This is a genomic window from Aminiphilus circumscriptus DSM 16581, assembly GCF_000526375.1.
Classification (GTDB): Bacteria; Synergistota; Synergistia; order Synergistales; family Aminiphilaceae; genus Aminiphilus; species Aminiphilus circumscriptus.
Genome location: NZ_JAFY01000007.1, coordinates 334,052 through 352,356, shown reverse-complemented (window position 1 = coordinate 352,356; position 18,305 = coordinate 334,052). Strand labels below are relative to the sequence as shown.

Here is an 18,305-nt window from a genome sequence, read left to right as displayed (position 1 = left end):
TTCCAAAAGCTCGGAAGAGACCAACCTTAAAAAGGGGATGAATCCATGCACCGACCCACTGCATTGGAAACAGAAGTACAACAGGCTCTGGAAACCTTTGCGGAAAAGGCTTACAGCCTGAGCGACCATCTAGCGGCCAATCCCGAAGTCTCAGAACAGGAATTCACTGCAAGCCGCCTCCACGTGGACTTTCTGAGAACATGCGGTTTCACCGTGGAACACCCTTTTGCGGGACTTCCCACCGCCTATTCGGCGGTTCTGGGAAACGGAAAACGCCCCAAAGTGGCACTCCTCGCCGAATACGACGCGCTGCCGGAAATCGGCCACGCCTGCGGACACAACGTTCATGGCGCGATGACACTTCTCGCCGCCGCGGGACTCGCTCCGGTGATGAACCAGCTGAACGGGACCCTGTGGATCGTGGGAACTCCCGCGGAGGAAACCAACGGAGCCAAGGTCTCCATGGCAGCCCAGGGCATTTTCGACGACACGGACCTGGCCATGATGATCCATTCCGGCGCCGGAAAAAGCTTTGTACGCTACCGATGTCTCGCCATGGACGCCATCGAGTTCACCTTCAAGGGAAAGGCCGCCCACGCCGCAGCCATGCCCTGGGAAGGACACAACGCACTGAACGGCGTACAGCTCCTCTTCCACGCGGTGGATATGCTCCGCCAGCACGTCCGGCCGGAGGTGCGCATGCACGGCATCGTCCGGGAGGGCGGTGCCGCGCCGAATATCGTTCCCGAAAGCGCCTCCGCCCGTTTTTATTTCCGTGCCCCCTGGCGCACCTATCTGAACGAACTCATGGAAAAAATCTACAACTGCGCCAGGGGCGCCGCCCTCGCCACGGGGACCTCCGTGACATGGCGCAACTACGAGGCGAGCTTCGACAACCTGAAACCCAACCCCACTGCGGAATTCATGATGGAGGACGTCTTTCGGAGTCTGAACATCCCCGTACATTCCTCCCCGGAACCGAGAGGATCCTCGGACGTGGGAAACGTGAGCTTCCGCTGCCCCGCTCTTCAGCCAGTGCTCGCCCTCACGGAGGAGCCCATGGCACTGCACACGCGGGAATTCGCCGCCCTCTGCGCCTCTTCCGCCGCACACCCGGGTATCCTCCTGGGCGCGAAAGCCCTCGCCTTCGGCACGCTCCGGACATTTCTCGACGAAGGACTCCGCAAACGCATGCGCGAGGAGTTCCTCTCCGGCGAGGCGCAATGATCACAATCCACGTCGCCAGTACAAACATAGCGAGCTGTTCGAAAGTCCGCTTTCGTTCGAACATCATCGGGAGGTGGAAAGAATGAGCGTTGTAGCGATCAAAGGATGGTCGGTGGAACAGATGGACGTTCCCGAAGGATGCAATCTCATCCTCGGCCAAAGCCATTTCATCAAGACCGTGGAAGATCTCTACGAAGCCCTCGTCACGGCGGGACCCCAGCTCGAATTCGGCATCGCCTTCTGCGAGGCCTCCGGCCCCTGTCTCGTCCGCAGCGACGGCAACACTCCAGACCTTGTCGAGACCGCCGTTGCCAACGCCATGAAACTCCGCACGGGACACACCTTCGTCATCCTGCTCCGGAACGGATATCCCATCAACGTGCTCGATCGCATCAAAACAGTCCAGGAAGTCTGCCGCATTGATGCTGCAACGGCAAACCCCCTTCAGGTCATTGTCTGCGAGACGGATCAAGGCAGGGGCGTCGCGGGAGTGGTGGACGGATTCGCCTCCAAAGGTGTGGAGACTGAAGAGGACGTAGCGGACCGCAGGCACCTTCTCCGCAACATCATTGGCTACAAACGTTGAAATGTGAGCAGGATTATGACATTTTCGACAGAGACACGATCCCGTCTTTTCTGCTACAATTCCGAATAGGCATTCAATCCTATCTGGAGGTGGTTTCCTTGAGGAAACTGGCGTTGACGGTGCTTCTTCTGGCTTTGGCGGGAACGATCTGTGGAGCAGCTTTTGCGGAGGATACAATCAAGGTCGGACACATCGCTGCGCTCACCGGTGACTGGGCTGCCTACGGCAAGACCGAAGAAATGGCCGCGAAGCTCGCCATTGAGGAAATCAATAGCGCCGGTGGAGTCCTCGGCAAGAAGATCGAACTCATCGTCTACGACTGGAAAGCGCGTCCCGAAGATGCCGTGAACGCCGCCCGGCGGCTTATCGACGAGGACAAGGTCGTCGCCATCATCGGCCCCAACGGCAGCGGCGGGAACATTGCCACAGCGCCTCTGGTAAACAGCAAGCAAGTCCCCCAGATCGGCACGTTGCCCACGAACCCCCTCGTCACCGTCGGCGAGGACGGCAAGGTGAAGCCCTACAACTTCCGCATCTGCTTCACCGATCCTTATCAGGGAAAGCTCATCGCCTACTTCACCGCGAAAGAACTCGGCAAGCTCAAAGCGGCCATCCTCTATGACGTGGCCAGCGACTATTCCCAGGGGCTCCGGGAGTTCTTCGTGGAAAGCTACAAAGAATACGGCGGCGAGGTCGTGGCGGACCTCGGCTTCCGCGGCGCCCAGGATGTGGACTTCCGTGCACAGCTCACGGAGATCAAGAACAAGAACGCCGATGTGCTCGTCCTTCCCAACATGGGCAAGGAAATGGCCCTCATCATCAAACAGGCCCGGGAACTCGGCATGAACGAGATCGTCTTCATCGGCGGCGACGGCTACGGCGAGTTCATGTGGGAGATCGCCGGGGATGCCATGGAGAACTCCTACTGGATCACCCACGTGGCTCCGGAGGACCCCAACATGGCCAAGTTCTTCGCGGACTACAAGGCCAAGTACAACGACGAATGCAAGGAATTCGCCAACGGCGTCATGGCCTACGATGCGATCTACTGGCTCAAGGACGCCATCGAGCGGGCCGGCGAAGTCAATTCCGTGAAAATCCGCGACGCCCTTGAGACGACCAAGGATCTGAAACTCCACCACGCCACGCTCACCATCAACCCCGCGGATCACAACCCCCAGGACAAGGATGGCGTCGTCCTCATCGCCAAGGACGGCAAGGGGCAGTTCTTCAAGAAAATCAAACCCTAGGAAATGATTCTACGGGGGCGTTTCGACACGCCTCCGTACACTCCATCCGCGTGAAGGGCTCCTCGCTCTCCGTGCGGGGAGTCCTTTACACTTTCGTGTTTTCCCATGCACACGAAACGAGGTGAATCACTGTTGGGTACTCTTCTGCAGCAGATCATCAACGGCCTGTCGCTGGGATCGGTGTACGCCCTCATCGCCGTAGGCTACTCCCTGGTGTACTCGATCCTTCTCTTCTCCAATTTCGCCCACGGAAGCTTTCTCGTCATCGGGGGCTACTCCTGCTACTTCGCCCTGAAGACCTTGGGAATGAACATCTGGCTCGCGGGAGGCCTGTCCCTCATCGCCGCGGGCGTGAGCGCCATCCTCACGGAAAGACTCGCCTACAAACCCATCCGTGAGCGCACCAACGTCACCCTCTACCTCCTCATCGCCTCCATGGGCATGAGCATCGTCATCGAAAACATCTTCGTCGTCACCGTGGGAGGCCGCTTCCGTGCGCTTCCTCCGGTCATTCCCACCAACCCCGTGAACCTCTTCGGGCTCGCCACCACCAGCGCCTTCGACCTCATCTCCCTCGTCGTCGCCATCATCTGCCTCGGAGGGCTCCAGCTCTTCCTCACCCGGACCAAATGGGGACTCGCCATCCGCGCCGCCGCGTACAACCTGCGCATCGCCGGCCTCATGGGCGTCAACGTGAGCCGCCTCATCTCCCTCGTCTTCTTCGTCGCCGGGGTTCTGGCCGCTGTGGGAGGCATCTTCCTCTCCGTACGGTACACCCTCTATCCCCAGCTCGGCGGCATCACCATCAAAGCCTTCGTCGCCGCCGTCATCGGCGGACTCGGCTCCCTTCCCGGCGCCGTCGTGGGCAGCCTCATCCTCGGCCTCGCCGAAATGCTCACCGCGGGCTTCATCTCCAGTCAACTCCGGGATCTGGTGGTCTTCTCACTCCTCGTGATCACCCTCCTCTTCCGACCCACGGGCCTTTTCGGCAAATCCGTGGGCGAGAAAGTCTAGAGGGAGGCAGACCATGTCCGCCTACACCGAAGGCATCATCACCCTGCTCATGATCAACGCCATCGCCGCCATGGGCGTGTGCCTCCTCACGGGCTTCACCGGCGTCTTCACCCTCGGACACGCCGCCTACATGGCCCTCGGCGGCTACGCCACCGCCATCCTCACCGTCAAATACCACCTCCACTGGCTTCCAGCCGTCGTCGCCGGAGGCATTCTCGCCATCGTCGTCGCCTACGTCATCGGCATCCCCACTCTGAAACTCATGGGCGACTACTACGCCATCGCCTCCATCGGCCTCGGCGAAGCCATCCGGCTCATTCTCGAGAACTGGCAGTCCGTCACCCGGGGCGCCCGGGGTTATCCCGGCATCCCCACCTTCACCACCATGCCCGTCGCCGTGGGATTCTTCCTCGTGCTCGCCTTCCTGCTCTTCTGTCTTCTCAACGGCAGCTACGGCCGCATGTTCAAGGCCTGCCGGGACGACCACATCGCCGCCGCCCTCCTGGGCTACGACACCGCCAGAGTGCGCGTCCTGAGCCTTACCATCTCCGCCTTCTACTGCGGCGTCTCCGGAGGGCTCCTCGCGGGCTTTCTCTCCTTCATCCAGCCCGTCATGTTCGACATGCTCAAATCCACCGAACTCACCGCCGTGGTCGTCTTCGGCGGCCTCGGCTCCCTGAGTGGATGCCTCCTCGGCACCACCATCATCACTCTCGTGACCGAACTCTTCCGCCCCATCTCCCAGTACCGCATGCTCATCTACGGAGCCGTCCTCGTGGTCATCATGGTCCTGCGTCCCGAGGGCATCATGGGCCAGTACGAATTCGGCCCGAAACTCTTCCGGAAACTCTTGGGAAGAAAAGCCCCCGCGCAGGAGAGGAGGTAGCACCCATGGCCTTCGCCCTCGAACTCGGCGGCGTCAACAAATTCTTCGGCGGCGTCCACGCCGTGAACGACATGAGCTTCATCCTCCAGGAGGGAGAACTCGCGGGGCTCATCGGCCCCAACGGCGCGGGAAAGACCACCATCTTCAACCTCGTCACCGGCGTCTACGACGTCTCCAGCGGCCACATCACCTTCTTCGGGGAGGACATCACCAACCACAAGACCTACGAAGTGGTGCGCAAGGGAATCGCCCGGACCTTCCAGAACCTGCGCCTCTTCGCCAGCGCCACCGTCCTGGAGAACGTCATGACCGCCTGCCAGCAACACCACCGCTACTCCTTCCTCGAAGCCTGCACCCATCTCGGCCGCTGGCGCTCCGTGGAACGGGAGATCCGGGACCGGAGCATGGCGCTTCTCGAACGGGTGGGGCTCGCCGACCGGGCTGACCAGACCGCCACCACCCTTCCCTACGGGCACCAGCGGCGCCTGGAGATCGCCCGGGCCCTCGCCCTGGAGCCCAGGCTACTCCTTCTGGACGAGCCCGCGGCGGGCATGAATCCCGAGGAAGTGCAGGACCTGAACCGTCTGATCCAGAAGATTCACGCGGACTTCGGTCTCACCATCCTCGTCATCGAGCACCACATGGAACTCGTCATGGAGATCTGCCCCCACATCGTGTGCATGAACTTCGGCGCGCTCATCGCCGAAGGCGATCCCGAGCACATCCAGGGACATCCCGAGGTGCTCAAGGCCTATCTCGGCGAGGAGGTGGAGGAATAATGGCCCTCCTGGACGTGAAGAATCTCTCCGTGAGCTACGGCGCCATCCGCGCCCTATCGGACGTGAGCATCGCCGTGGAGGAGCGGGAGATCGTGAGCGTCATCGGCGCCAACGGGGCGGGCAAGTCCACCCTGATGAACGCCATCATGGGCATGGTGAAGCGCGACAGGGGCGAGGTCTATCTGGATGGGAAGCTCCTGGCGGAGCGGAGTTTCCAGGTTGTCGCCCAGGGCATCGCCCTCTCTCCCGAGGGGCGGAAGGTCTTCGCCCCCCTCACGGTGTACGAGAACCTCCTCATGGGTGCCTTCCCCCGGTCCGACCGGAACAAGATCGCCGAGGACATGGAGTGGGTCTACACGCTCTTTCCCCGGCTCCGGGAACGCACGGACCAGTACGCGGGAACGCTCTCGGGAGGGGAGCAGCAGATGCTCGCCATCGCCCGGGCGCTCATGGCCCGCCCCCGGGTGCTTCTTCTGGACGAGCCCTCTCTGGGGCTCGCGCCGATCATCATCAAGGAAATCTTCAAGGAACTCCGGCGCATCAACGAGGAGGGGGTGACGATCCTCCTGGTGGAACAGAACGCCCGCCAGGCGCTCCTGCTTTCCCATCGGGCCTATGTGCTCCAGACGGGACGACTCATCCTCTCGGGAACATCCAAAGAACTCCTCGCGAATCCCGAGGTGGAGGCGGCCTACCTCGGCGGAAAACCCGCAACGCACTGAGCCGGGCACCACACGGACACCAAAAACAAAAACGAGACGATTCGGGGGGCGAAACGCCCCCCGAATCGTCTCTCGGGGCTCGTAACCACTCTCGCTCAATCGATCGAATGAGGTCCGCTCTTTCTCGCAAAACGAGAGCCGGCTGATCCCCGCGCAATGAACTCTCCAAAAAGGGAGGAATGACGATTCAGCGGCATCGGAGAGAAGGGAAACAAGTCGATGAGCATAAAAAAAGCACTGCCGATACGAATCGGCAGTGCTTTGGAAGACAATAAACGTTAAAACATTACTTCGACGCAGACTTCTTCAGTTCTTGAATAATGTCGTTGGTGATGTCCTCACCGCCGAAGAAGACCATGCCCTTGTCGAGAACCAGTGTGATCCCCTTTGCCTTCGCCACGGCGCGCATGGCAAGATCCACATCCTTGAAGAGGGGTTCCATGAGTTTGTTCTGCTCGGTTGCGGCCTCTTCGCGTTTCTTCTGATAGATGTCCGCCTTTTTCTTGTTGTCTGACTCGGTCTCGATGGCCATTTTCGCCTCGTCCTGTTTCGACTCGACAACCTGCTGGATTTTCTTCTGTGTCTCTTCGAACTTGGGGTGGTTAAACATGATCCTCTGGGGGTCAATGACACCGATCTTTTCCGCCGCAAGTGCCACCCCACTCGCTACCCCAGTGAGAACAACAACCGCCAACACCAACAGGACACCTTTTCCGAACGCTTTCATTCCCCACGGACCTCCTCGAAAGTACATTCGTTTGCGATACCTTTTCCCTACACCCGGAAAATTCTACTCTGCGGAAGAGTTCTCGTCTAGGTAGAAATGCTGAAACGGCCCTGTTTTCCGTTCTCCAATCGGATACGGAACACATCGCACACATCTTTGGGCGTTCCTCTCCGATGCGGATCATGGTAGCATGATTCAGCACGGAGAACGACGATTCTTTAAAACGGCAGGCACTCCGTTTGTCCGACAACCATCCCGTCCCCGCACAAAAATCCTTGCCCGACGCTCTGGAGGGATAGACCGTGTTCTGCATTGCCACTTTCGAGACGACCCACATGGCGCTCCGCTTCGAAAAAATGTGCCGCGCCGCTGGAATCAACGCCCGCATAACGCCGGTCCCACGGGAACTCTCCGCAAGTTGCGGTCTTGCCTGCCGCTTTCCCTGCGAAGCCCGAGATCACGTTCGGGCTCTCTGCGAGAAAAATCACGTCGAGGTTGCGGAATACCACAAAATGGAAGAATGACGGAACACGGACGATAAAACCCATTCACGAAGATACGGACATGGATATGGGCAGTGCCGGTCCGTGGAAACACCGTTTCACGCCTCACATGTTTTCCAGTATTCGTCGGATTTCTCCGACCACGCGAGAAACATCGTCGTTTTCCATGGAGGGGAAAAGAGGCAAGGAGATCTCCCCCCCGTAGAGGCGCTCCGCCACGGGGAAATCCCCTTCTTTCCAGCCGAAACGTTCCCGGTAATACCGGTGCAGATGGACGGGAAGATAATGCACCTGCACACCGATACCGGCCTTCCGCAATTCCTCGAAAAGGTGCTTCCGCACCGCAGGTTCGAAATTCGCCGCATAAAGATGGTAGGCATGTCCAGGGTGAGTGGGAGGCGTTTCGACGACAGGCGCGGACGTCTTTCCGTTCAGTTCCGGCAACAGGCGGTCGTAGAGCGCCGCCAGTTCCCGCCTCCGGGAGACAAAGGCGTCGAGCCGGCGCAATTGACTGAGCCCAAGGGCAGAGCCAAGATCCGTGAGCCGATAGTTGTAGCCCAGGTCCTGCATCTCCGTGTACCAGGGACCGTGGGGAACCGTTCGCATCTGCGCGGGATCCTTGGTGATGCCGTGGGAGCGGAACAGGCGAAGCCGCCGGGCGAACTCGTCGTCGTCGGTCACCACCATGCCCCCCTCTCCGGTGGTGATGTGCTTCACCGGATGGAAGCTGAACACAGTCATGTCCGCATCCCTGCCCACTTTGCGCCCCTCCCGCTCGCCTCCGAGGGAATGACAGGCATCTTCGATGAGAACGGCTCCGGCGTGCTTCGCCAGAGCCCGAAAGGGCTCCAGCGGCAGAGGAAATCCGGTAAAACTCACGGGAACAATGGCCTTCGTCCGGCCGGAAACGACCTTTTGCGCGGCCTCCGGATCCAGGCACCACGTCTCCGGCGCAATGTCGGCAAAGCGCGGAATACCTCCCATGTACAACACGGCATTGCTCGTCGCCGCAAACGTCATCGGGGGAACAATGACCTCGTCACCGTGCCCGACGCCGGCGGCATACATGGCACCGTGCAGCGCCGCCGTTCCACTGGAAAAACTCACCGCGTAGCGAGTGCCCACCTTTTCCGCCAGAGCGTTTTCAAAAGCATCCACCGTGGGCCCCATGGTCAGCCAGTCCCCCTTGAGAACGGCCACTACGGCGGCGATGTCCTCATCGTCGATCCATTGATGTCCGTAGGGAAGAAACGCCTGTTTTTCCGCCAAGGTCATACCCCTTTCCATCCGGCTCGGTTCCATTCCGGTTCTTTCGTTTTTGAACTTCATCTCCATGCGAAAACGCTTGTGGATTCGCACCGATTCTATCCCGCCGAAGAAAACCATCCAACGTCTTTCCGGTATAAAGGAAGCCCTGAATAAAGACCTTTCCCTTGACTCGGGTCGCATCAGGCTCTGCGAGGCGCCCTGCGGGGCTGACGCAGCCTTATTCAGAGATTCCTAAAGGCTTATCCCGAGAAGATCGACAACACTGGACCGCACTGAAAAACAGCACGCCTCCTGCTTCGCAATCACACGGCGTTCTCCGTAAGCCTCGCTCCGATTGCGTGGAAAAATTGAGATGTCCTCTTCAAGTCTTTGCATGGCATTGTGAACGAGAAGGTTAAAGAAGGTAACGATGACAGCAAGAGGAAAACGATCCACCACAGGCGACCATGCGAACTTCAGTGTCTGTCCTCCAACCACGCCCTCACCGTCCGCGCAACCTCGACAGCTCCATTGAGATTGACGGACGGAACCGGTTTTTTCCACTCTCGGGACAGCACCCGGGCCACGTCGTCTCCGGTGAAGGTCCCCCATTCTCCCAGGTTTTCGCCAAGTCCGCGTTGCTCGATGAGCCCTCCGATACGACACTGGTTTGACGCGACCTGAAAAACTGCGAGGGGCTTTTCGAGAGCAAGGGCCTCGTAGGCGGACACACTGGAGGTACAAAGGACAAAACCCGCTCCGGCCAACAGGCGCGGATACTCCTCGGGAGCCACGAGGAGGCGCACCTGAGGAAGACAACGCGCATGCTGCCGGGCCCGTTCGCGCTCCCCGGGAGGAACAAAAGGACCGAGCACGGCAACCAGCGGCGGAAAAGTAGGACGCCACCACTCAAGAAACGTGCTCGTCACGGAACGGATATCCGCACTGCCCGCGGCGAGAAAAACATACTCGCCGCTTTGCGGAACAACGTCCGCGAAAACGGAGCGGAGCAGAGCATACCGAAGCCCCAGAAGGGACCGTTCCGGCGAGCTTCCGTATCCCAACTCCTCGGCTCCCAGATTGTAGTTCAACAACACCGACGCAACCTCGTCAACGGGACGGTCCCGGTCGTCGTCAATCACGCAGAGCGGCGCAACGGCCCGCAGTTCGCGGAGGAACGAGAGTTCCGGAACGTAACTGTCCACCACGATGAGATCGGGGCGCTGCTTTCGTACAAGGTCAACCGCGTCGGAAGCGAACAGGAGCGCTTCGGGGAGAGCTTCCACAAGCGTTTCCCGGGGCAACATGGCCAGGGCGGCTTCGTTCACCACCCACCGGCATTGCAGCCCTTCCGCGCCGAAAGCCGCCGCCAGAGCGGCACAGCGGGAAAGATGCCCACCACCAATTCCGGGTCCCCCGTTCGAGAGGAAAAGTACGCGCATTTCTCTCACAATCCTGTCTCCACACGTCGTCTCCGCACAGCTTGTCTTTGTGGTCTTCTCCTCCTGTCACCAGTCTCAGGAGAAGGGCGAGGAGGTGCGCACCAAGGGCGGCGTCTCCCGGCGTCTCGTCTGGTGGATTCTTCCCGTGGTCGCTCCGGCACCGTCGGGGGAGTGACGGCTACAGCAGCTCTTCTCTTCCTCGTGTTCCCTCATGCGCAACATGGCAATGAAGGGACACGCCTCTCTCTGTGTGCATGATCGCTGTATGCATGAGAGACTTCCAGAATTCAGATCTCCACAGGTTCAACGCGACAAGGCCCATTGCAGAATACGGGACTTCTCCGCCTCCCATTCGTCGCGGAGCATGCCGATCCACAAAAGGTCCCTTCGCTCGCCCGTCTCGCAAAGGACATGTTTCCTCCATCGTCCTTCCTGGATAAAACCGGCTTTCAGATAAAGGTCCAACGCCTGGGCATTTGTCGCAAGCACGGATGTATAAAGGCGTTGCAGATCCGTTTCTTCGAATCCCCAACGGAGAATCTCCGCCAAAAGAACCTTACCCAAGCCTTTTCCCAGAAATTCCTTTTCTCCGATGTACATCCCCCAATCGGAGTTGCCCGCACGCATGTCGATATGATTCAACGAAACGACACCGAACGGTTTGTCATCCACATGGGCGACACGACAACGGGTCCCACCCGCGCCGCTCCGCTGTCCAGCAAGCCACGCCCCGTGCTCTTCCTGGGAAATCAAATGCTGCCGCAGCATTTGAGAACGAACGAAATCACTGTTCCGCCACTCCAGAATCCTCCATTGGATCTCGTCGGGGATCGCGGCGACGTCGAGAAAGGTTACGGCGGACTTCTTCGAGAAAGGCATCAGCACCGACTCTCCCTTTGTCGATCTCTCGTTTCTACAAAAAACGGCGTTCCTTCTCTTCACTCTCTCAGCAATAATTTTTCGCTGTCTGAATCACGATAGGTTTTTCTCCGGATATGCGACAAAGGAGAATCGCCTGGCCCCAACAAAAGAACACGCACTCAGATCATCTCCCAGGTGATCCATTCATCCGCCTCGATACGCCGTCGGGCGACCCGGCCCAGCACCAACGGCAAATGTTTCGGGCGAATGCCGAAACCAGGACGTTTCGCGCACACCATTTCTTCGGTGATGACCGTTCCCTCGGGAATGTCGACTGCCGCGTGGAGGCTTCTGCGCGCTTTCTGGTAAAATTCCAGCTCCTCCGGAGCAGGCCCGAGCTTTCGCCCGTCGCCCAGTGCGGCTTCCACTTCGCGGATCTGACGGACAAGCTCCGCGAGTTCGTCGGGTTCGATGGCAAAGGGGTGGTCGGGCCCCGTCATGGTCCGGTCCATGGTGAAATGCTTCTCGATAACCGACGCGCCGAGAGCCACGGCGGCGACGCTCACATGGATTCCCCGGGTGTGGTCGGAAAGACCCGTGGGAACACCGAAGGCGCGGCGCAGCGTCTCCATGCTCCGCAGGTTCATGATGTGCGCCGGTGCAGGATACACCGAAGCGCACTGAAGAAAGGCCACCTGTTCGTTTCCCGCGTCCCTGCACGTCACGTAGGCATCCTCTATTTCCTCCATCGAGGCAAGGCCGGTGGAGAGAAGGAGCGGCTTTCCCTTGGAGGCGCAATAACGAATCAGGGGAAGATCCACAATTTCAAAAGAGGCGATCTTGAACAACGCACTGACGGCGTCCAGCTCGTCCACGGCGGCGGCATCGAAGGGCGTGGCGAAGAAGAGGATGTTGCGCTCCTCGCAGTAGGCCGCCAGCTCGGGGAGCCAGTCCCGGGGAGTTTCGATCTCCTTGATAAGGGGAAAAAGGTCCTTGTCGTAACCGGAATGACGCGGCGTGTTGCGCGAATAGAGCGTCTCGGCGCTGTAGATCTGAAACTTCACCGCATCGGCCTTCGCGGCGACGGCAGCGTCAATCATCTCCTTCGCCAAAGAAAGGGAGCGATTATGATTCGCTCCTATTTCGGCGATGACAAAGGCCGGTGCTCCTCCGCCAACTGATCTTTCGCCTCTCAACATCAACAAAATCATACACCTCTCCTTTTCCTGTACGCTAGAGCTAGAAGAGCAAAACATAAAAATATTTTCTCATATTTCATAAAGCATTTCTCTTTCACATTCTCAAAAGCAGATCATGTGCTATAAGAATATCGACGAGAGAATACAGTTCCCACATTCCCACATCCAACCGCTCAGCGATATCCAACAAATCCGTCTCGCCATCGGCAAGAGAGAGGAGATTCATCATTGTTCGCACTTCTTTTGCCGAATTCTTCGTGCTCAGCGTAGGATAAAGCCCCCTCTTCCCGAGCTGGGGTTCGCAACAACATGCCGTTCGGTAAACCTCGTTTCGTTCCAAGGCATCCAGGCACATTTGATATATTTCGAAAGATTCCTGCAAACCTCCGGGGGTGACAAAGGATAAGTCGTCGGCTGACGTGTGATATTCGGGATATTCTCCATATTTCGAACGCATGATGGAAGCGACGGGAAGATCAACGCCGGGGCTGCAGTACTGCCGCTCATCGCTTCCCCGGTCCAGAAAGGAATATTCCCGATATTCCCCAACCGCATAGTACAGCACGTGGCGGCATATGCGATCCGTCAACGTATTTCCCCTGCGGGAGGGCAAGAAAGAGAAGCCATTCTCGTCCCCAACGCAAGTCAACACAAATCCGGCAATTGTCCTTTCCTTAAGCACTTCGAAATTGCGATTAATGTAAGCCACCGCACCGATCGTCTCGGGAACAAAAACCAGGCGGTGAGAAAAACGTCTTTCCTTCGTCCGCAACCATTTTCCCAATGCCGAGAGCAACAGTCCGTTCTCGAGTTGAACATATCCTTCCACGTCGTCACATGCGGCTTCGGATTTCCCAAGGTGCGCTATAAAGGTCTCGCCAAAAATACCGGTGTCGTCTACGTGCTCTTCGCCCTATGCAACCTCACCACAGCGAAAAGAAGGGCCGCCTGTCCATAAGTCAGTATGGTGTTGTAGGCCTGCTGCAGCTCGTCAAGAGAACATTTTTCCCCTGGGGGACCTTTCCTTTTCACGTAGTGACCGCACGCACCATACACTTCCTCAGTCTAATTTTTGCCGAACAGATGCATTCATCTTCCACAACTCCGGCATCTTTTCGAGCACGGACAGAACATCTCCCAAAACAAAGTCCGGTTTTTGGGGGTAAAGGGCTTCAAGAAGAAGGCGGATCAATTCGAAATCCTCCTGCGTGTCTACGGTCCAGCGATGGTGCGACAAGTCTTCCTCGTGCACGACATTTCCAAGACGAAATCGATCCGGATTTCGATAGAGAAAAGGCGTGACGTGCTCCCGCTCGGTGGGTGCAATCGCCTCGTGAAACGCCGTATTGAGAACGGAGAAGGAAAACACTTCCGTGTCAAGCCCGCGCGGAAAGGAGCGCACCAACGTGTTGGACACGTACTCAAAGGATTCGGCGTGGTCCAGATAGTGACGAATCACTTTCTCGGAGACGACGGGATCAATGAGCGGACAGTCTGCGGTGAAACGCACCACCACGTCCGCGTTCGCCTCGCGGGCGGCACCGTGGTAGCGAGCCAGGACATCCTCTTCGGAACCGCGAAAAAGGCCGGCACCACACGCAGACGCCAACTCCGCCACAGGATCGTCCGACGCGTTTTCCGTCGTCGCCACCACCAAGCCGTTGAGGGAGGGGACGCGGAAAAGGCGCTCCAGCTCATACTGGAGCAGCGGCTTTCCCAAAACCTCCTTGAGGACCTTTCCCGGAAGGCGCGTGGAGGTCATGCGGGCCTGAACGATTCCAACGACACGCATAAGGGCTCACATCCCTTCCCCAATAAGACTCCGGATCTCGGAGACGGAAAGATACCAGGGGTTGCTCGCGGAGTCGTACTCGAAACCCTGCCCTACCGGGACACCCCGTTCTCCAAGGGGGTTCTCCGAATAGTCCAGGGGCGTGGCGAAGGTGATGGCGGGACGGATCACGTAGTGATCCGAAAACTCGAGAACCAAGTGTGCATCGTCCCGGGGACACATGACCTCGTGGAGCTTTTCTCCCGGGCGAATGCCGACAACGCGGGTAGGCATGCCGGGGGCGATGGCCTCGGCGATATCGAGGATACGTGCAGAGGGAATTTTCGGCACGAACACTTCCCCTCGCTGCATCCGCTCGAAGACCTTGCAGACGAAGGCGACTCCCTGGGGAAGGGTGATGAGAAAACGTGTCATCTTCGGATCCGTGATGGGCAAAAAAGGTGCCTTTTCGGCGGCGAGCCTGCGGAAATAAGGAATCACGGATCCACGGGACCCGACCACGTTACCGTAACGCACCACGGCAAAGCGCGTACGGTGCCCTCCCGCGATGTTGTTCGCCGCGATGAAAAGTTTATCCGAGCAAAGCTTGGTCGCGCCATAAAGGTTGATGGGACCTGCCGCCTTGTCGGTGGAGAGGGCGATCACTTTCTCCACATTGTTTTCTATGGCGGCCTGAATGACGTTCCATGCACCGAGGACATTGGTCTTGATGCACTCCATGGGATTGTACTCCGCAGCGGGAACCTGCTTCAGCGCCGCGGCATGAACAACGTAGTCCACGCCGCGCATGGCGGCCTTCAGGCGCTCGCCGTCGCGCACATCCCCCAGGAAAAAGCGCATGGCCGGAGAAAGGAACTCCTGCTGCATCTCGAACTGCTTCAATTCATCCCTGGAGAAGACGATGAGCTTCGCAGGAGCACCGTCGCGGAGCACCTGTCGCAAAAAGGATTTTCCGAACGAACCCGTACCGCCCGTGATGAGTATCGTCTTTCCCGTGAACATGAACGTCTCCTCTCCTGCGCAACGCGTATCTTCTTCTGCATAATACCTGCCTGATTGCTGTATCGGCCGTTCCGGAAAGGAGATGCAGTTCTCGGGATCGTGCTTCGGAGAATTCTTTCCGCGGTTTGCGCTCGCTGCCCGTTTCTCGACGGCGTTTGTTCCTCGCCGGAGTCCAAACCCTGACGTTTCCGTCCTCTTGCGCCGCGAGGCGGGCGGCGCGACGCTTTGTCGCTTCGCCCGCCTCGCGGGAAAAAGAAAAATGCACGTCAACGATGACGACGGCCGGAGATCAGGCTTTTACGTCGAGCATGGCACCGAACATGTCGTGAATGTGCTCCACCAAGCGAACCACCTCGTCGGGGGGGATCTTCCGGATCACCTCGTCCGTCCCCGCGTCGATGACCGTCACCTGGACAATGCCCGCCTCTTCCATATAGCGGAATTTCAGATTGCGCCCGAAAACCTGGGCCATCTTCTCCGCCTGCCCGAGAGCCTGCTCCAGGACATCCTTGTCCTGGGACAACGCCTTCGCCTCCGGGGAGGCCGTTGCATTCTCTCCGTCACTTCGCCCACCCGGAAACGTAGCGCCGGGAAGGGATGTACTCCCTGCGGTACGACGGAGGGGGGATGCGTCATTCAACCGGACATCCATGTCGATTCCTCCTCATTGCCGCCTGAAAACACGAAGGGGGGGCTCCCCCCCCTTCGGACACTACAAACGGGCAGTCTACCGCAGGAGCGACAGCACGTTCTGGGGAAGCTGATTCGCCTGGGCCAGCATGGCGTTGCCGGACTGGAGCAGGATATTCAGCTTGGTGAAGTTCATCATTTCCTTCGCCATGTCGACATCCCTGATGCGGCTTTCGGCGGAAGTGAGGTTCGTGCTCGCCACGGTCAGGTTGTTGATGGTGTGCTCCAACCTGTTCTGGTAGGCACCGAGCTTGGCCCGCTGGGACGACACTTTATCGATGGCGGTGTCGATGAGGGTGATGGCGCTGGATGCGGACTCCCGGTCGGTGACGAGAACGTTGTCCACGCCGATGGCGCTGGAACTCATGTTGCCGATGCTGATGCCCATGTCCTCGCTCTCGTTGGCGCCGATCTGGAAGACCGTGGTGTTGTCCGCAAGGTGCAGCGTGGTCTCGTAGACGCCGTTCTCCTTGGTGAGGATGAATCCCTTGGCGGCCTCGGACCAGGCGACATCGATGTTCGCCATGGCATTGAAGGTGACGTCCACGTTCTCGTGCACCACACCGAGAAGCTTGTTGCCGGTGATCTTGACGCCCGAGGCGACGGTGTTGCCGTTGTGGGCGTCCTGGACGGTGACGCGGAACTCCGACTCGGAGGACTTTTTGATGACATTGAGGCTCAGGGCCTTGATGACATCCTCGTCACCGGCGAAGTTCAGCTCGCCCGCCTTGCCCGCCACGGCGGAGCGGATGACGAAGGTGCCCTGCACCGCCTCGGGGGTGGAGGCCGTCACGTCGTCGGCACCCACGAAGGAGACGAACTTGTCCGCGTCGGCACCCACGTACTGAGACTGGCCGAGACCGAAGGCGATGGCGTCGTTGAGTTTCTGCGCCACGCCGTTCAGCGTGTCCGTGGAGTTGAGGGTGATGGTGGTCTGCTTGCCGTTCCCCTGGGTGATGGTGATATTCTGGGGATCCTCCAGCAGGAAGCGGCCGTTGGCGTCCCAGAACTTGTCCAGATCCCGGAGGGACACATCCCCCTCGGCCACCTGTCCCACGTAGGCGGCGGTGAAGCTGACGAGGTTCGCCGTCGCACCCATGGCCGTCCATGCGGTCGTGTTGCTGTTGAATCCGATGGTGATGTCCGACTGGAAGACGTTTCCGTTCTGAGTGTTCAGGTAGAACGTCCTGAAGTGGATGTCCTGATTTTGAATCGCCGTCAGCGCGACCGCGAAGCCGCGCTCAAGCGTCCGATCCGCCGTAGCCGTGCTCCAGTTCCCCGCGGCGGCCCAGGTGCTGTTGATCGTGGCACTCACGTTGATGACACCGTCAACATCGGCAGCGCCGCTTCCCGCGAGATGAAGGACCATCTTACCCCCCACGACAAACTGCGTGATGTTATCAATGGCAAGCGCGGCCGTCCCCATCAGGAAACCAAGGCCGGTGTAACCGGTCTTGCTCGCTGTGGTGAGGGTGAGATTCTCGTCCGTGTAGTTCGTCACCGTTCCGTCGGCGGCCATCACGTAGGATTCTGCGCGGACCACGACGGTCCCGGCGGCGGTGTTCACGGAGAGCACCTCGAAAAGAATGCTCGCCGCCGCGACGGCTGTTGCATAACCGGTGCCTGCGCTCAGCGTGCCGAAGTTATAAACCTGGCTCGCCGTTGCGACAATACCCCCGACACTTCCGATCGTTATGTTGTAGTCCCCTGCGGGAAGGTTGTCCACCTCGACGCTCCGGGCACCCGCCTCGGTGTTGAGTCCCACGTTCATGACCACGTTCTCGTGCTTCACTTTGAAGATGTCGCTCTTCTGAACCTGCGCATTTCCGGGGTTGGCGCTGATGCGGATGATGTAGTTCCCCTCGGCGGAGGCCTTCTGGCCGAACTGGTCCACCGTGCGGAGCGCGCCGTTGATGGTGGCCACGGTGTCCAGGCTGTCGGAGGACCAGAGGGCGGCGGCGCTGCCGTCGAGGAGTTTTTTCTTGTTGAACTGGGTGGTCGTGGAAATACGGTCGATCTCTTCCTTGAGCTGGTCGATCTCGAGCTGGATGTAGCTGCGGTCCTGGCTTGTGAGCGTGTCGTTGGCGGCCTGGACGGCGAGCTCGCGCATGCGCTGCAGGATGGAGTGCGTCTCGTTGAGGGCGCCCTCGGCGGTCTGAATCATGGAGATGCCGTCCTGGGCGTTCGCCGAGGCCTGGTCCAGACCGCTGATCTGGGCGCGCATCTTCTCGGAGATGGCGAGCCCCGCCGCGTCGTCGGCGGCGCTGTTGATCCGCAAGCCGGAAGAGAGCTTGGCGATGGAACTCTGCATGGCGCTCGTGGTGGACGAGACGGAATTGTACGCGTACAGCGCGGGAATATTATGGTAGATTCTCAT

18 protein-coding genes are annotated in these 18,305 nt (G+C 59.1%); 8 read left to right on the top strand and 10 right to left on the bottom strand.

Annotation, left to right across the window (positions count from 1 at the left end):
- Positions 1 to 45 precede the first annotated feature (45 nt).
- The 7 genes from K349_RS0112415 to K349_RS0112385 all read left to right on the top strand — a co-directional run bounded on the left by K349_RS0112415 (position 46) and on the right by K349_RS0112385 (position 6,464).
- Positions 46 to 1,227 (top strand): M20 family metallopeptidase, encoded by a 1,182-nt coding sequence (locus tag K349_RS0112415; RefSeq protein WP_029166102.1) that lies wholly within the window; start codon positions 46 to 48, stop codon positions 1,225 to 1,227.
- Between the two features lie 82 nt (positions 1,228 to 1,309).
- Entirely contained in the window at positions 1,310 to 1,813 is a 504-nt protein-coding gene (locus tag K349_RS0112410) for an adenosine-specific kinase (protein WP_029166101.1), read from the top strand.
- Positions 1,814 to 1,911: 98 nt separating this feature from the next.
- Positions 1,912 to 3,063 carry an ABC transporter substrate-binding protein gene (locus K349_RS0112405; protein ID WP_029166100.1) on the top strand — a complete coding sequence of 384 codons (1,152 nt, stop codon included), beginning with the start codon at positions 1,912 to 1,914 and terminating at the stop codon, positions 3,061 to 3,063.
- 132 nt (positions 3,064 to 3,195) lie between these two features.
- Positions 3,196 to 4,077, top strand: coding sequence for a branched-chain amino acid ABC transporter permease (locus K349_RS0112400; RefSeq protein WP_029166099.1), 882 nt, complete (start codon positions 3,196 to 3,198; stop codon positions 4,075 to 4,077).
- Positions 4,078 to 4,090: 13 nt separating this feature from the next.
- The gene (locus K349_RS0112395; protein ID WP_029166098.1) at positions 4,091 to 4,963 is read left to right on the top strand and encodes a branched-chain amino acid ABC transporter permease; all 873 of its coding nucleotides are present in this window, start codon (positions 4,091 to 4,093) and stop codon (positions 4,961 to 4,963) included.
- A gap of 5 nt (positions 4,964 to 4,968) precedes the next feature.
- Complete coding sequence (locus tag K349_RS0112390; protein WP_029166097.1) at positions 4,969 to 5,742, top strand: ABC transporter ATP-binding protein; 774 nt, start codon at positions 4,969 to 4,971, stop codon at positions 5,740 to 5,742.
- A complete protein-coding gene (locus tag K349_RS0112385; protein WP_029166096.1) occupies positions 5,742 to 6,464 on the top strand; it encodes an ABC transporter ATP-binding protein in 723 nt (240 codons plus the stop codon). The genes K349_RS0112390 and K349_RS0112385 overlap by 1 nt, the downstream gene beginning before the upstream one ends.
- 286 nt (positions 6,465 to 6,750) lie before the next feature.
- Here K349_RS0112385 and K349_RS0112380 read toward each other — a convergent pair whose 3' ends face one another.
- Positions 6,751 to 7,191, bottom strand: a complete 441-nt coding sequence (locus K349_RS0112380) for an OmpH/Skp family outer membrane protein (RefSeq protein ID WP_029166095.1) — start codon at positions 7,189 to 7,191, stop codon at positions 6,751 to 6,753.
- A 302-nt stretch (positions 7,192 to 7,493) separates the two neighbouring features.
- Here K349_RS0112380 and K349_RS0112375 point away from each other — a divergent pair, with 302 nt between their 5' ends.
- Positions 7,494 to 7,715, top strand: a complete 222-nt coding sequence (locus K349_RS0112375) for a putative Se/S carrier protein (RefSeq protein WP_029166094.1) — start codon at positions 7,494 to 7,496, stop codon at positions 7,713 to 7,715.
- A gap of 84 nt (positions 7,716 to 7,799) precedes the next feature.
- On the opposite strand, the gene pseC is transcribed toward K349_RS0112375, so the two are convergent.
- The 9 genes from pseC to K349_RS0112320 all read right to left on the bottom strand — a co-directional run bounded on the left by pseC (position 7,800) and on the right by K349_RS0112320 (position 18,305).
- Positions 7,800 to 8,969, bottom strand: coding sequence for a UDP-4-amino-4,6-dideoxy-N-acetyl-beta-L-altrosamine transaminase (gene pseC / locus K349_RS0112370; protein ID WP_034266039.1), 1,170 nt, complete (start codon positions 8,967 to 8,969; stop codon positions 7,800 to 7,802).
- A gap of 449 nt (positions 8,970 to 9,418) precedes the next feature.
- Positions 9,419 to 10,384, bottom strand: a complete 966-nt coding sequence (locus tag K349_RS0112360) for a hypothetical protein (protein ID WP_029166091.1) — start codon at positions 10,382 to 10,384, stop codon at positions 9,419 to 9,421.
- Between the two features lie 303 nt (positions 10,385 to 10,687).
- Positions 10,688 to 11,263: a UDP-4-amino-4,6-dideoxy-N-acetyl-beta-L-altrosamine N-acetyltransferase gene (gene pseH / locus K349_RS0112350; protein WP_029166090.1), complete on the bottom strand. Its 576-nt coding sequence runs from the start codon at positions 11,261 to 11,263 to the stop codon at positions 10,688 to 10,690.
- A gap of 161 nt (positions 11,264 to 11,424) precedes the next feature.
- A complete protein-coding gene (locus K349_RS0112345; protein WP_029166089.1) occupies positions 11,425 to 12,456 on the bottom strand; it encodes an N-acetylneuraminate synthase family protein in 1,032 nt (343 codons plus the stop codon).
- 82 nt (positions 12,457 to 12,538) lie between these two features.
- Positions 12,539 to 13,273, bottom strand: coding sequence for a DUF4910 domain-containing protein (locus tag K349_RS0112340; protein WP_029166088.1), 735 nt, complete (start codon positions 13,271 to 13,273; stop codon positions 12,539 to 12,541).
- Positions 13,274 to 13,504: 231 nt separating this feature from the next.
- Positions 13,505 to 14,236, bottom strand: a complete 732-nt coding sequence (locus K349_RS0112335; protein WP_029166087.1) for a cytidylyltransferase domain-containing protein — start codon at positions 14,234 to 14,236, stop codon at positions 13,505 to 13,507.
- A 6-nt stretch (positions 14,237 to 14,242) separates the two neighbouring features.
- Positions 14,243 to 15,238 carry a UDP-N-acetylglucosamine 4,6-dehydratase (inverting) gene (gene pseB, locus K349_RS0112330; protein WP_029166086.1) on the bottom strand — a complete coding sequence of 332 codons (996 nt, stop codon included), beginning with the start codon at positions 15,236 to 15,238 and terminating at the stop codon, positions 14,243 to 14,245.
- A gap of 289 nt (positions 15,239 to 15,527) precedes the next feature.
- Positions 15,528 to 15,890, bottom strand: a complete 363-nt coding sequence (locus tag K349_RS18180) for a flagellar protein FlaG (protein WP_029166085.1) — start codon at positions 15,888 to 15,890, stop codon at positions 15,528 to 15,530.
- Positions 15,891 to 15,965: 75 nt separating this feature from the next.
- Positions 15,966 to 18,305, bottom strand: a complete 2,340-nt coding sequence (locus tag K349_RS0112320; protein ID WP_029166084.1) for a flagellin N-terminal helical domain-containing protein — start codon at positions 18,303 to 18,305, stop codon at positions 15,966 to 15,968.

Excerpts from the sequence above, each read along its gene's own strand:
- K349_RS0112415 (WP_029166102.1), top strand. The coding sequence starts at position 46 with ATGCACCGACCCACTGCATTGGAAACAGAAGTACAACAGGCTCTGGAA.
- K349_RS0112410 (WP_029166101.1), top strand. The coding sequence starts at position 1,310 with ATGAGCGTTGTAGCGATCAAAGGATGGTCGGTGGAACAGATGGACGTT.
- K349_RS0112395 (WP_029166098.1), top strand. The coding sequence starts at position 4,091 with ATGTCCGCCTACACCGAAGGCATCATCACCCTGCTCATGATCAACGCC.
- K349_RS0112390 (WP_029166097.1), top strand. The coding sequence starts at position 4,969 with ATGGCCTTCGCCCTCGAACTCGGCGGCGTCAACAAATTCTTCGGCGGC.
- K349_RS0112385 (WP_029166096.1), top strand. The coding sequence starts at position 5,742 with ATGGCCCTCCTGGACGTGAAGAATCTCTCCGTGAGCTACGGCGCCATC.
- K349_RS0112380 (WP_029166095.1), bottom strand. The coding sequence starts at position 7,191 with ATGAAAGCGTTCGGAAAAGGTGTCCTGTTGGTGTTGGCGGTTGTTGTT.
- pseC (WP_034266039.1), bottom strand. The coding sequence starts at position 8,969 with ATGACCTTGGCGGAAAAACAGGCGTTTCTTCCCTACGGACATCAATGG.
- K349_RS0112360 (WP_029166091.1), bottom strand. The coding sequence starts at position 10,384 with ATGCGCGTACTTTTCCTCTCGAACGGGGGACCCGGAATTGGTGGTGGG.
- pseH (WP_029166090.1), bottom strand. The coding sequence starts at position 11,263 with ATGCCTTTCTCGAAGAAGTCCGCCGTAACCTTTCTCGACGTCGCCGCG.
- K349_RS0112345 (WP_029166089.1), bottom strand. The coding sequence starts at position 12,456 with ATGATTTTGTTGATGTTGAGAGGCGAAAGATCAGTTGGCGGAGGAGCA.
- K349_RS0112335 (WP_029166087.1), bottom strand. The coding sequence starts at position 14,236 with ATGCGTGTCGTTGGAATCGTTCAGGCCCGCATGACCTCCACGCGCCTT.
- pseB (WP_029166086.1), bottom strand. The coding sequence starts at position 15,238 with ATGTTCACGGGAAAGACGATACTCATCACGGGCGGTACGGGTTCGTTC.
- K349_RS18180 (WP_029166085.1), bottom strand. The coding sequence starts at position 15,890 with ATGGATGTCCGGTTGAATGACGCATCCCCCCTCCGTCGTACCGCAGGG.
- K349_RS0112320 (WP_029166084.1), bottom strand. The coding sequence starts at position 18,305 with ATGAGAATCTACCATAATATTCCCGCGCTGTACGCGTACAATTCCGTC.